Source organism: Arthrobacter sp. NicSoilB4 (genome assembly GCF_019977335.1).
GTDB lineage: Bacteria > Actinomycetota > Actinomycetes > Actinomycetales > Micrococcaceae > Arthrobacter.
The window spans coordinates 2,047,793-2,060,186 of record NZ_AP024653.1; the positions used below are offsets into that span (position 1 = coordinate 2,047,793).

The following is a 12,394-nucleotide window of genomic DNA, read 5'->3' on the forward strand; positions in this document are numbered from 1 at the left end:
GCCCTTTCCAGACTCCACCGTTGTGCCGCGGCATTCCCTGTTGTGAAAGGCCTTAGCTGCATTGATTACCGTCCAGGATCTCGAACTGCGCGCCGGCGCCCGCCTCCTTATGGACCAGGTGAGCTTCCGGATCGACAAGGGAGACAAGATCGGCCTTGTGGGCCGTAACGGTGCAGGCAAGACGACGCTGACCCGTGTTCTCGCGGGCGAGGGCCTCCCCGCCGGCGGCAAGGTCACGCGCAGCGGCGAGATCGGCTACCTGCCGCAGGACCCGCGCACGCCTGACATGGAGCAGCTGGCCCGTGACCGGATCCTGTCCGCCCGCGGTTTGGACATCGCCGTCGGGAAGCTCCGCGTGGCCCACGAAGAGATGGCCAGCGACGACGCCGACGTCCAGCGCAAGGCCATGAACCGCTACGACCGGCTGGAATCGGAGTTCCTGGCCGCCGGCGGCTACGCGGCCGAGGCCGAGGCCGCCGCGATCTGCTCGAACCTGGCGCTCCCGGACCGGCTGCTGAACCAGCCGCTGAAGACTCTTTCCGGTGGCCAGCGCCGCCGTGTGGAGCTTGCCCGCATCCTGTATTCGGACGCCGAGACGATGCTCCTCGATGAGCCCACCAACCACCTCGACGCCGACTCCATCACCTGGCTTCGCGACTTCCTGAAGAACCACCAGGGCGGTCTGATCGTGATCAGCCACGACACGGAACTGCTTGAAGCCACCGTGAACAAGGTGTTCCTGCTGGATCCCAACCGCGCGCAGATCGACTTCTACAACATGGACTGGAAGCGCTACCTGCAGCAGCGCGAAACGGACGAGCGCGCCCGCAAGCGGGAGCGCGCCAATGCGGAGAAGAAGGCCCAGGTCCTGATGGACCAGGCGAACAAGATGCGTGCCAAGGCCACCAAGGCCGTCGCCGCGCAGAACATGGCCAAGCGTGCCGAGCGTCTGCTGGGCGGCCTCGAAGCCGTCCGCGCGACCGACCGCGTAGCGGCGCTGCGCTTCCCGGATCCGTCGCCCTGCGGCAAGACCCCGCTCACCGCGGACGGCCTTAGCAAGTCCTTTGGTTCCCTGGAGATCTTCACGGACGTGGACCTCGCCATCGACCGCGGCTCCAAGGTGGTCATCCTGGGCCTGAACGGCGCCGGCAAGACCACCCTGCTGCGGATGCTGGCCGGCGTTGACAAGCCGGACACCGGCGAAGTCGTCGCGGGCCACGGCCTGAAGGTGGGCTACTACGCCCAGGAGCACGAGACGCTCGACGTCGACCGGACTGTGCTGCAGAACATGCGCTCCTCCGCCCCGGACATGAACGACGCGGAAGTGCGCAACATCCTCGGTTCGTTCCTGTTCTCAGGTGACGACGTCGACAAGCCCGCCGGTGTGCTCTCCGGCGGCGAGAAGACCCGCCTGGCGCTGGCGACGATCGTCGCCTCGAGCGCGAACGTGCTCCTCCTCGACGAACCCACCAACAACCTTGACCCGGCCAGCCGCGCCGAAATCCTCGGAGCCTTGAGCAACTACACCGGTGCCGTAGTGCTGGTGAGCCACGATGAGGGTGCCGTCGAGGCGCTGAACCCGGAGCGTGTGGTGCTGCTGCCCGACGGCGTCGAGGACCTCTGGAACGCAGACTACCTGGACCTGATCACGCTGGCGTAGGGCGGGTCTCTGGTCCGCTTCGCGCCGCGCCCGATTTGCCGCGTGCCCGCTCGTACACAAATCGACCGCTCCGCTGCGCTTGCGGGCATCGTCACCCTTTGAGCCGGCGGCAGGGCCATGACCTCTGCGACCCACTTCCGCCACCCCGTACACGTACATGTGACGAAAATGGCCGCTATCGGGGCAGGCTTAGCGGCCATTCGTGGCAAACGGACGAGGATCCGCCGCACTCACGTTCCCTCGCCGCCTCGTGACCCCTGGCCGCCAATTCGCCGACGCAGCCACGGCGCCCCCGACGCCCACATCCATGTGACGCACATGGCCGCCACGGGCACGTTTAGCGGACGGGCATTTCTTCGGCCCCGGTGATGCGGTGCAGCTCTTCGTAGGTGATCGAGAACATCGAGTTGTGGTCGCCCGCGCCCGCCCAGAGCACCTCGTGGATCTTGAGTGATTCGTCCAGGAGTGTCCTGATTTTCGCCGGGTGGCCGACCGGGGCTACACCACCGACTTCCTGGCCGGTGTGTTCGAGCACGAAATCGGGGGAAGCGCGGCGGATTTTGCCGCCGCCCAGCTGGGCGGCGACCTTTAGTACGTCCACCCTCGCGGCACCGCTGGCCAGGATCAGCAGTGGAGCCCCCTCAAGGTCGAACACGAGGCTGTTGGTGATCGCCGCGACATCGCAGCCCAACGTGGCGGCGGCGGCGGCCGCCGTCGGGACTTTCGAATCGAATACCGTGACGGTGTCTTCTGCGCCCAGCACCGTCAACGCGCGCTTCACCCGGGCCACAGGCTCCGGAACAACGACGGCCACCGGCTCAGAACCCCTGGGCGTCCAGGATGGCGTCTTCCTCTTCCTCCGCGGTCGCGTTCTTCCGCTTGCGGGGGACTGGACGACGGCGGGCCACCGGTCCGCTGGAGTGCATAAAGCCGCCGTCGGGGTCTCCGGCTGCCGCCTGGGTATCGGCGTCCTCGGCGTCGATGGCCGCGTTCCGGGCCTGCTGCCGGGCCGCGTACCCGAAGCCGATGAACATCAACACGCCAAAGGCAAACCACTGCAGCGAGTAGGACAGGTGCGTGCCCTCGTCGGTGGACGGCTTCGGGAACGGGAAGGGCATCTCCGCCACGGACGGGCTCTCCGACGCCAACTGCCCGTAGGCGCCCGTCAGCAGCGGGTAGCCCAGCTGGTTCGCGTAGGCAGTGAGGTCTATCGAGGCCAGCTGACCGTCCGGGGCGCCGCGCTGGAGCTCTGGCTCGGCCGGCTTGAGGCGGGCAACGACGGTCACGGTGCCCTGCGGGGGTGCCGGAATCGAGTCCGGGCGGCCGGGATTGTTGTTGCCGATCGGCAGCCACCCGCGGTCAATGACGACTGTCTCGCCGGTTTCCAGCCGGAAGGGCACAACAACTTCGTAACCGGGCTGGCCGTTGAGCGGGCGGTTGCGGACTACGCGCTGCCCGTCGACGTCGTAGCTGCCCTTGAGCTCCACCTGGGTCCACTCGCGGTCCGCCGCGAGGGAGCTGAACTGCTCCTTGACCTCGGCGAAGGGGACAGGCGTGGCGGAATAGTTGGAGGTGACGCGGTTGATCTCGGCGAGTGTCTCCGCGCGGCGGTCCATCTGCCAACGGCCCAGTCCTACGCAGGCGGCGGCGAAAATCGCGGCCAGCAGCAGATATCCCAGCCACTTGCTGGAAAAAAGAAAACGGTACATTCAGCTTGCCTTGCCTGCCGGGTCCAATGCCACAGTCTCTTTCCAGAGCCCGCGGGTCTGCAGATAGTCCTCGAGCCAGGCCCGATGTTCCGGGCACGCCAGCCAGATCTTGCGGCGCTCCGGGGTGTGGATCTTGGGGTTGTTCCAGAGTAGCTGCCATGCGGCGCCGCTCCGGCATGCCTTGCGGGAGCACACGGCCTCCGCGGGCCCTGCCGCCCCGGCGTTTCCGGTGAGGTCAAAAAGATTCACGACGCCGCCCGCCCCGGGCCGCCGTCGTCCCCGGCGTCTTCGGCGCGGAATCCCGGGCCATCCTCCGGGGCGTCTGCGACCGCGTCCCCGTCCTCGTCATCGACCAGCTCGCCCTGCAGCAGCGTCATCGAGGGGTCTTCCGGCTCCCGGCCGCCCGAACCGGCCTCGGCCGGCGCATCGAGCTGGGCCAGCGGGGCATAGTCCAGCAGCGAGTCGGCATGAACCTCCGCCTTGTCACTGCCATTGGCGATGATAACCGCGAACCAGGGCAGGAAAACGGCCCCGATGACCGGGATGATCTTGAACCAGCCGTCCACCACAAAAATCAGGATCAGGCACACCATACGGATGCCCATCGCCACGGCGTACTTGATCATCCGCTGGCGCATCTCTTCAGAATGCGCAGTGGCGGCGTCCGTGATGCTGTGAACCTCGGAATCAACGGACGGGACGTCCGGGTTCCCGGGCACAGGTACACCGGGTCGGTTTTTGAGTGTCACGGCTGTCAGATCACGCTCCCAAGGCTTACTGCAATTCTCTCACCAACGGCAGGGCCGCCCAAACGCAGGCCAGCCGGGCGCTAAGATCGGAGGCAGGAAAATCCCGCCCCCCACCGCGGCGCCGTCCGCCGCAGAATTCCGGAGCCCCCCATGTCTGAAACAGCAACCACCGGCCGCAGTGTCCTGGTCACCGGCGGAAACCGCGGAATCGGCCTCGCCATCGCCGAAGCCTTCCTCGCCAACGGGGACAAAGTGGCCGTGACCTACCGCAGCGAATCAGCGCTCCCCGAGGGCATTCTTGGCGTGAAGGCAGACGTCACGGATGAAGCCTCAGTGGACGCCGCGTTCGCGGCAGTTGAAGCCGCCCACGGCGCCGTCGAGGTGCTGGTGGCAAATGCCGGCATCACCAAGGACACGCTCTTGATGCGGATGAGCGAAGACGATTTCACCTCCGTCATCGACACCAACCTCACGGGCGCCTTCCGTGTGATCAAGCGTGCGTCCAAGGGCATGATCCGGGCACGCAAGGGCCGCGTAGTCCTGATTTCCTCCGTTTCGGGCCTGTACGGCGCGCCCGGCCAGATCAACTACTCCGCTTCCAAGGCCGGCCTCGTCGGCATCGCCCGCTCCCTGACCCGCGAGCTGGGCGCCCGCGGCATCACCGCGAACGTGGTGGCGCCCGGCTTCATCAACACCGACATGACGGCGGAGTTGTCCGAGGCAACCCAGAAGGACTACCTGTCCAAGGTTCCCGCCGCCCGCTTCGCCGAAGCCTCCGAGGTTGCCAATGTGGTCCGCTGGATCGCCAGCGACGAGGCAGCGTACATCTCCGGCGCGGTTATTCCGGTCGACGGCGGCCTCGGCATGGGCCACTAGGACCCAAAGCCGACGACGGCGGCTGGTGCTGCCGGCGACGGCCGTCACCGGGCCGGCCGCTCCGTGCCCCCAGCGCGCCTCCCGGCCCGCCACATCAGGACCTTCAGCCCTTTTCCGCCGCGCATCCCCGGGTGTGTAATGAGGCTACAGCCCCTGACCACACCATGGCAGGGGCATGGAATCAGGAGGATAACCGTGGCTGAACTGAACAAGTGGGTCCCGTCGGACGTGCTGGAGCCGATCAAACGCTTCCTCGACGGTGACCTGACCATGACGCCGTCCATCAAAGTCGAGCAGTTTGTGGACGGGACCACCCAGGTGGTGCGCGCCGAAGTGCCGGGGATCGATCCCGACAGGGACGTTGACGTCTCCGTCAGCGAAGGCATGCTGCACATCAGGGCCGAACGTGAGGAGAAGACCGAGCACAAGGGCAAGGACGGCTACCGCTCGGAGTTCCGTTACGGCTCGTTCTCGCGCAGTGTTGCGCTGCCACCGGGCACGAGGGCAGAGGACATCACGGCAACCTACAAGGACGGCGTCCTTGAGGTGCGGGCACCTGCCCCCGTGCCCAGGCCCGACACGACGGCCCGGAAGATCAGGATCGACCACCCGTAACCAGGCTGGACGCGGGGCGGGGCGGGAGGACTGTCGGTCCTCCCGCCCCGTTCTTGTGCAGGCGCGGGCCGCCCGCCCTCAGCCGGCGGCTTCCCTCGCCTCCCGCAGCCAGTCCAGGACCTCCGTGTCGAGTTCGTCCAAGGAATGAAGCTCCAGGTGATGCATCCACACCCCGGGGGAGGGATTCACCACTTCCTTGACCCTGTCGGACTCGATGCGCCGCGGCAGTGCGATCGACAGTACGGCGGGGACAGCGGAGTCAACGTATCTCCCGGGCCACCAGAAGTACGCGTAACCGCGCTTCTCCCGAAACGCGACCTGGCTTCTCGTGGCGTGGACCGTGGGCGGCTTTGGCACGGACAGCAGCTCCACCAGGGCGCGGAACAGCTCAAGTCCGCGCGGTGAGCCGCTGAACACCTCTTCCGGCGTCGACTCCCCGCTCACACTCCGCGGCACGGGCCCTCCCGTTGCGTCACAATCAGCCATGCCATGCGCGAGCCTACGCCCGCCGGCAGTGCCGCCACTAGCCCGCTGCAGCTTCTTTGTGGGACCCGAACAACTGAAAAGGCCGGAGCCGCTGGCATGATGGACTGCAGACCCACCGTTTTTGGACGTTTGGAACAAAGGAGCTCGTATGGGACTGCTGGATAACAAGACCGCAATCGTGACCGGTTCATCGAGGGGCATCGGCGCCGAAGTCGCCAAGATCCTCGCCGGCGAGGGCGCCGCCGTCGTCGTGAACTACCGCCAGAAGGCGCCGCGCGCCAACAAGGTCGTCGCCGAGATCGAGGCGGCCGGCGGCCGCGCTGCCGCCGTCGGCGCCGATCTCACCACCCAGGAAGGCGTCCAGGCCCTCGCCAGCGCCGCGATGGAGAACTTCGGCTCGCTCGACGTCCTGGTCCTCAACGCTTCCGGCGGGATGGAATCCGGCATGGAAGAGGGCTACGCGCTCAAGCTCAACCGCGACGCCCAGGTCAACATGCTCAACGCCGCCGTGCCGCTGATGTCCGGGGGGTCCCGGGTGGTCTTCGTGACCAGCCACCAGGCCCACTTCATCAACACCGTGCCCACCATGGAGAACTACGAGCCCGTGGCACGCAGCAAGCGCGCCGGTGAGGACGCCCTCCGCGAACTCGTCCCGAACCTGGCGGACAAAGGCATCTCCCTCGTCGTCGTCTCCGGCGACATGATCGAGGGCACCGTGACGGCCACGCTGCTGGACCGCTCCAACCCGGGCGCCATCGAGGCCCGCCGCGCCGAGGCCGGGAAGCTGTACTCGGTGGTCGAATTCGCCGGCGAGGTCGCCAAGATGGTCACCGCCGACGTCGAGAGCGGCCACACCGAGTATGTCGGCGGCGCCGACTACTTCGATAAGGGCAGCAACTAAGCACCCGCCAAGCCGGCGGCCCTCAAGGGCGGCACACAAGGAAGGCCGGGGCAACCGCCCCGGCCTTCCTTGTTGTCTGTTGCCAGCTATCGGTTGACCGTCCGGCCTCACACGCCGGCGATGTGACGCACTGCGTCAAGGTACGGCAGGTTCACTTCGGCGTCCGCCACCGCGCGCACAGCCGGTTTGGCGTTGAACGCCACGCCGATCCCCGCGGCGCCGAGCATGTCCAGATCGTTGGCGCCGTCGCCCACGGCAATCGTGTGCTCCATCGGGATGCCTTCCCTGGCGGCCCATGCGCGCAGGTATTTCTCTTTCGCCGCCCGGTCAATCACCTCGCCGATCACCTTCCCGGTCAGGGCACCATCGACGATTTCAAGCTCGTTGGCAACCCAATAATCCAGTCCCAGATCCTCCGCGATGGGCTGCAGAATCTGGTTGAAGCCGCCGGAGATCACGGCCACCACATGCCCCGCTGCCCGGAAAGCTGCCACGAGCTCCGCCGCGCCCAGGCTCAGCTTCACTTCGGCGCGCACGGAATCGACGACGCCGGCCGGCAGCCCTGCGAGCTCCGCCACCCGGGCGTGCAGGCTCTGGGCGAAGTCCAGCTCTCCACGCATGGCGGCCTCGGTCACTGCCGTCACTTCGTCACGTTTGCCGGCGTACGCGGCCAGGAGTTCGATCACTTCCTGCTGGATGAGGGTGGAATCCACGTCCAAGATGAGGAACTTCCGCCGCGCACGGCGCAGGGAGGTGGGGACAACCGCCGTGTCCACCCCCGCGGGCCCGTTATCCGCTGCCGCCCGGCGCAGTGCCGCCAGAGCCGCCTCCCCGCTGTCCGGGCCGGGGGCCAGCTCCATGCTGCCGTCCGCCGTGTAGACCTCGAAGCGGGAGTCCCCGGTGCGGGTCTCGGCGTCGAGCGTCACTCCCGCAGCGGAGAGCAGCGAACGGAGCCGCTGCACTTCGGGGAGGGTAAGTTTCGGGGCATAGCTCACTGCGGTCACGAACAGGTTCATGGCTGCAATCCTAGCGATCAGGCCGATGGGGGACCGAATTCGTTGCGCCCCGGTGACGCGGCAGCAGCCGGCGGCAGGCGGGCGGCGCGCACGCTGCCCGGGCCCGGTGTTCCGGTTATCAGTCGTCCCCTTTTATGTCCTAGTGTCTACTCCTATGAGTGATGTTCTTGAAATGGCCGCCGTCAGCGTCGTGCGAGGGGCAAAAACCCTCCTGGACAAGGTCGACTGGCAGGTCCGCGAGGGCGAGCGTTGGGTGATCCTGGGACCCAACGGCGCCGGCAAGACCACACTGCTGCAGATCGCCGGTGCGCGGATCCACCCCACGAGCGGGATGGCTGGCATTCTCGAGGAGATCCTTGGCGCCGTCGACGTCTTCGAACTCCGTCCCCGGATCGGCCTGTCCTCGGCAGCGCTGGCCAACCAGATCCCGGAGCATGAGAAGGTCCTCAACGTCGTCGTGACGGCCGCCTACGGAGTCACGGGACGGTGGCGCGAGGGGTATGAGAAGGACGACGAACGCCGAGCCTTCTCCCTGCTGAACGAGTGGGGCATGGGCCCGCTGCTCAACCGGCCGTTCGCCTCGCTCTCCGAGGGCGAGCGCAAACGCGTCCAGATCGCCCGGGCCCTGATGACGGATCCGGAACTGCTGCTCCTCGACGAGCCCGCCGCCGGTCTTGACCTGGCCGGCCGCGAGGATCTCGTGTACCGGCTCAGTGAACTCGCCCGCGACGAGGCCGCCCCCGCCATCGTCCTGGTCACGCACCACCTCGAAGAGGTCCCGCCGGGCTTCACGCACGCCATGCTGATGCGCGACGGCGGCGTGGTGGCCCAGGGCCCGATCGAAGGCGTCCTCACCGCGGAAAACCTGAGCCAGACTTTCGGCCTGCCGCTGGACGTCAGCGTCACCGCCGGCCGGTACACGGCCACCGCACGCCGCTGACGGGGCCGCTGACCGCGCGTGGAGTTCTTCAATAGCGTCTTCATTTTCTTCGCCGGGCTCTGGGCCGGGACCATCAACAGTGTGGTGGGTTCCGGCACCCTGGTGACCTTCCCGGTGCTGATCGCCCTCGGCTACGCGCCGGTCACGGCGTCCATCAGCAACGCGATGGGTCTCGTGGCGGGGAATGCCTCCGGCGCCTGGGGCTACCGCAAGGAGCTCACCGGACGCGGCAGGCAGCTGCTCAAGCTGCTGCCCGCCTCGCTGCTGGGCGGCATCACCGGCGCCTACCTGCTGCTGCACCTGCCCGAGCAGGTCTTCTACTACGCCGCCCCCGTCCTGATCGTGCTCGCGCTGCTGATGGTGGCGTTCCAGCCCCGGCTGCAGCAGTGGGTCCGGAACCGGGAACAGAATCCCGAGCACGCCATCCGGGACCGCCGCCACGGCGTCATCCTCGTCGTCCTCGTGTACCTTGCCGGCGTGTACGGCGGATACTTCGTCGCCGCGCAGGGCATCCTGCTGGTCGGGATCCTGGGCATCTTTATGACCGGAACCATGCAGAACGCGAACGCCATGAAGAACATCCTGGTCCTCGGCGTCAACGTTGTGGCGGCGGCCTCCTACCTGCTCTTCGCCTTCGGCCGGATCGATTGGACCGTCGTCGGGCTGATCGCCGTGAGCTCGCTGATCGGCGGTGTCATCGGCTCCAAGGTCGGCCGCCGGCTGTCCCCGGTTGTCCTGCGCGGGGTCATCTTTGTCCTCGGCCTCGTTGCCCTGGGGTTCATGATCGCCAACCTGTTCAAGTGATCCCGTCCCGTGACTGCTGAACTTTCCCCCAAAATCCTCCGCTGAAATGGCCCCCCAGTGACCTTCCACCGCCTCGAGTCCGCCGACGACCCCCGGGTCTCCGACTACACCCAGCTCACCGATGTGCACCTGCGCAAGCTCCGCGAACCCGCGGAGGGGATGTACATCGCCGAGTCCTCCCGGGTGCTGCGCCGCGCCCTCGCGGCAGGGCACCGGCCACGGTCCTTCTTCCTTGCCGAGAAATGGCTGGAGGACCTCGCCGATGTCTTTGCCCAGTACCCCGACGTCCCCGTCTACATCGGTTCCGCCGCGCTGCTCGAGGACATCACCGGGTTCCACCTCCACCGCGGCGCGATGGCGGCCATGCAGCGCCCCGAACCTGTTCCGCTGCCCGAACTCCTCGCCGGGGCCCGCCGGGTCGCCGTGCTGGAAGACATCGTGGACCACACCAACGTCGGCGCGATCTTCCGCTCCGCCGCCGCCCTGGGCGTCGACGCCGTCCTCGTCTCCCCGCGCTGCGGTGACCCGCTGTACCGGCGCAGTGTCCGGGTCAGCATGGGAACGGTGTTCCAGGTGCCGTGGGCCCGGCTGGAGGACTGGCCGGGGGACCTGCAGGTGCTCCGGGACGAGGGCTTCACCGTGGCGGCGATGGAGCTCACCGGCGACGCCGTGGACCTCGATGAGCTGGCCGCCCGCCGGCCGGGGAAACTCGCCCTCGTCCTCGGGACCGAGGGTGCCGGAATGAGCGCCGGCACCCTGGCCGCCGTCGACCTCGCCGTAAAGATCCCCATGCGCCCGGGCGTTGACTCGCTCAACGTCGCGGCAGCGTCCGCCGTCGCGTTCTGGGAGCTCCGGCCCCGGGACTGAAACCAGGCCGCTGAAACAGGGCTGCCGAAACAGGGCTGCCGATACCGGGTTGCCGGACGGAACCGCTGATCAGGCGGCGAAGGAGCCGATCTTCCGCTATGATTGATAGCTGGCCGTCCGGTGCATTCCGCCGGCCATCCCATTCATACCTGGCAACTGGCAAAATCCAGTTGTGCGAACAAAGGTCCAATTATGAAGTCCAATACTCACCCGAAGTACGAAGCTGTTGTTTTCAACGACCTGGCTTCCGGCGTCAAGTTCCTGACCAAGTCCACCGTGTCTTCCAAGAAGACCATCGAGTGGGAAGACGGAAACACCTACCCGGTTATCGACGTCGAAATCTCCTCCGAGTCCCACCCGTTCTACACGGGCAAGCAGCGCATCATGGACTCTGCAGGCCGCGTCGAGCGCTTCAACGCTCGCTTCAAGGGCTTCGGCGGCAAGAAGTAACTTCTTCCCACCAAGGTCTTTTGGAAAAGCCCGCACCGGCAACGGTGCGGGTTTTTTGCGTCCGGAAACCCCGGAAACCCCGGAAAACAGCGAACAACCCTGTGCCTGCAGGGCGGCCGCCGCGTGGCAGGATTAAGGGCATGACAAGCCTTCGCCCGGTACCCGGTTCCAGCAGTCCCGACGACTACGGCACACGCCGCCATGGCGAGTACAAGGTTCCCGGCGGCAAACTCGTGGTGGCCGATCTCGACGTCGTCGACGGGGTCCTCGCGAACGTCTCGCTCAGCGGCGACTTCTTCCTGGAGCCCGACGAGGCGCTGCTGGACATCAACCGTGCGCTCACCGGCCTGCCGGCGGAGTCCGGCGCGGCGGACATTTCCGCCGCGGTGGCGGCGGCCCTGCCAGCCGACGCCGTCCTGTTCGGCTTTTCCGCCGAGGCCGTGGCGGTCACCGTCCGCCGCGCCCTCGCGAAGGCCACCGGCTGGGCGGACCACCACTGGAACATCATCGGGCCCTCCGTGCTGCCCACCCACATCAACGTCGCCCTCGACGAGGTGCTGACCGAAGAGGTCGGCGCGGGCCGCCGCAACCCCACCCTGCGCTTCTGGGACTGGGAGGAACCGTCAGTGGTGATCGGCAGCTTCCAGTCTGTCCGGAACGAACTGGACCCGGCCGGCGTCGAACGCCATGGCATCAGCGTGGTCCGCCGGATCAGCGGCGGGGGAGCGATGTTCATGGAGGCCGGCAACTGCATCACCTACTCGCTGTACCTGCCGCAGACCCTGGTGGACGGCATCAGCTTCGCCGATTCCTACGGCTTCCTGGATGCGTGGGTGATGGCAGCCCTCGAGAAGATGGGGATCAGCGCCTTCTACGTGCCGCTGAACGACATCGCCACCGAGCACGGCAAGATCGGCGGCGCCGCGCAGAAACGGCTCGCCAACGGCGGCATGCTGCATCACGTCACCATGAGCTATGACATCGACGCGGACAAGATGGTGGAGGTCCTGCGGATCGGCAAGGAAAAGCTCTCGGACAAGGGCACCCGCAGCGCGAAGAAGCGCGTCGACCCGCTGCGCCGGCAGACCGGCCTGGCCCGGACCGACATTGTCGCGGCCATGATGGACGTCTTCGCGGAACGCTACGCCGCGACCCCCTCGGAGCTCACCGACGCCGAACTGGCCGCCGCCCACCACCGGGTCGAGGCCAAGTTCGGCACCCAGGAGTGGCTGCACCGGGTCCCGTAGGCCCCTTACGGTCCCTCGACTGCGCCGCCGCCGTTGGAGCACGTCCCATAGCGGCCATTCGTGTCAGATGGGTG

At 67.1% G+C, this 12,394-nt stretch carries 15 protein-coding genes; 9 read left to right on the forward strand and 6 right to left on the reverse strand.

Annotated features, from left to right (window positions below):
• Positions 1 to 61: 61 nt before the first annotated feature.
• Positions 62 to 1,660: an ABC-F family ATP-binding cassette domain-containing protein gene (locus LDO13_RS09210; protein WP_224046477.1), complete on the forward strand. Its 1,599-nt coding sequence runs from the start codon at positions 62 to 64 to the stop codon at positions 1,658 to 1,660.
• A gap of 337 nt (positions 1,661 to 1,997) precedes the next feature.
• Here the strand turns inward: LDO13_RS09210 and LDO13_RS09215 are convergent, their stop codons facing one another.
• Genes LDO13_RS09215 through LDO13_RS09230 form a run of 4 tightly spaced genes read right to left on the reverse strand, consistent with a single transcriptional unit; the run spans position 1,998 to position 4,118 of the window.
• Positions 1,998 to 2,474, reverse strand: a complete 477-nt coding sequence (locus LDO13_RS09215) for a YbaK/EbsC family protein (RefSeq protein WP_224046478.1) — start codon at positions 2,472 to 2,474, stop codon at positions 1,998 to 2,000.
• A 4-nt stretch (positions 2,475 to 2,478) separates the two neighbouring features.
• Positions 2,479 to 3,369: an SURF1 family protein gene (locus LDO13_RS09220; RefSeq protein WP_224046479.1), complete on the reverse strand. Its 891-nt coding sequence runs from the start codon at positions 3,367 to 3,369 to the stop codon at positions 2,479 to 2,481.
• Positions 3,370 to 3,618 carry a hypothetical protein gene (locus LDO13_RS09225; protein WP_224046480.1) on the reverse strand — a complete coding sequence of 83 codons (249 nt, stop codon included), beginning with the start codon at positions 3,616 to 3,618 and terminating at the stop codon, positions 3,370 to 3,372.
• Positions 3,615 to 4,118, reverse strand: coding sequence for a DUF3099 domain-containing protein (locus LDO13_RS09230; protein ID WP_224046481.1), 504 nt, complete (start codon positions 4,116 to 4,118; stop codon positions 3,615 to 3,617). Before LDO13_RS09230 ends, LDO13_RS09225 begins: the two co-directional genes overlap by 4 nt.
• A 150-nt stretch (positions 4,119 to 4,268) precedes the next feature.
• Between LDO13_RS09230 and fabG the strand changes: the two genes are divergently transcribed.
• Positions 4,269 to 4,994, forward strand: coding sequence for a 3-oxoacyl-ACP reductase FabG (gene fabG / locus LDO13_RS09235; RefSeq protein ID WP_224046482.1), 726 nt, complete (start codon positions 4,269 to 4,271; stop codon positions 4,992 to 4,994).
• A gap of 195 nt (positions 4,995 to 5,189) precedes the next feature.
• A complete protein-coding gene (locus LDO13_RS09240; protein WP_275959821.1) occupies positions 5,190 to 5,609 on the forward strand; it encodes an Hsp20/alpha crystallin family protein in 420 nt (139 codons plus the stop codon).
• Positions 5,610 to 5,687: 78 nt separating this feature from the next.
• On the opposite strand, the gene LDO13_RS09245 is transcribed toward LDO13_RS09240, so the two are convergent.
• Positions 5,688 to 6,053: a DUF5655 domain-containing protein gene (locus LDO13_RS09245; protein ID WP_224046483.1), complete on the reverse strand. Its 366-nt coding sequence runs from the start codon at positions 6,051 to 6,053 to the stop codon at positions 5,688 to 5,690.
• A gap of 190 nt (positions 6,054 to 6,243) precedes the next feature.
• On the opposite strand from LDO13_RS09245, the gene LDO13_RS09250 reads away from it, so the two are divergent.
• Positions 6,244 to 6,996 (forward strand): SDR family oxidoreductase, encoded by a 753-nt coding sequence (locus LDO13_RS09250; RefSeq protein ID WP_224046484.1) that lies wholly within the window; start codon positions 6,244 to 6,246, stop codon positions 6,994 to 6,996.
• A 107-nt stretch (positions 6,997 to 7,103) separates the two neighbouring features.
• On the opposite strand, the gene serB is transcribed toward LDO13_RS09250, so the two are convergent.
• Positions 7,104 to 8,012 (reverse strand): phosphoserine phosphatase SerB, encoded by a 909-nt coding sequence (serB, locus tag LDO13_RS09255; RefSeq protein WP_224046485.1) that lies wholly within the window; start codon positions 8,010 to 8,012, stop codon positions 7,104 to 7,106.
• 154 nt (positions 8,013 to 8,166) lie between these two features.
• Here serB and LDO13_RS09260 point away from each other — a divergent pair, with 154 nt between their 5' ends.
• From LDO13_RS09260 to LDO13_RS09280, 5 genes are all read left to right on the forward strand, one after another.
• On the forward strand, positions 8,167 to 8,952 hold the full coding sequence (locus LDO13_RS09260; RefSeq protein ID WP_224046486.1) for an ABC transporter ATP-binding protein: 786 nt from the start codon (positions 8,167 to 8,169) through the stop codon (positions 8,950 to 8,952).
• Between the two features lie 18 nt (positions 8,953 to 8,970).
• The gene (locus LDO13_RS09265; protein WP_224046487.1) at positions 8,971 to 9,756 is read left to right on the forward strand and encodes a sulfite exporter TauE/SafE family protein; all 786 of its coding nucleotides are present in this window, start codon (positions 8,971 to 8,973) and stop codon (positions 9,754 to 9,756) included.
• Positions 9,757 to 9,813: 57 nt separating this feature from the next.
• On the forward strand, positions 9,814 to 10,623 hold the full coding sequence (locus tag LDO13_RS09270; protein WP_224046488.1) for an RNA methyltransferase: 810 nt from the start codon (positions 9,814 to 9,816) through the stop codon (positions 10,621 to 10,623).
• A 192-nt stretch (positions 10,624 to 10,815) separates the two neighbouring features.
• A complete protein-coding gene (locus LDO13_RS09275; protein ID WP_011691973.1) occupies positions 10,816 to 11,073 on the forward strand; it encodes a type B 50S ribosomal protein L31 in 258 nt (85 codons plus the stop codon).
• A gap of 140 nt (positions 11,074 to 11,213) precedes the next feature.
• Positions 11,214 to 12,320, forward strand: a complete 1,107-nt coding sequence (locus tag LDO13_RS09280) for a biotin/lipoate A/B protein ligase family protein (RefSeq protein WP_224046489.1) — start codon at positions 11,214 to 11,216, stop codon at positions 12,318 to 12,320.
• Positions 12,321 to 12,394: the final 74 nt, after the last annotated feature.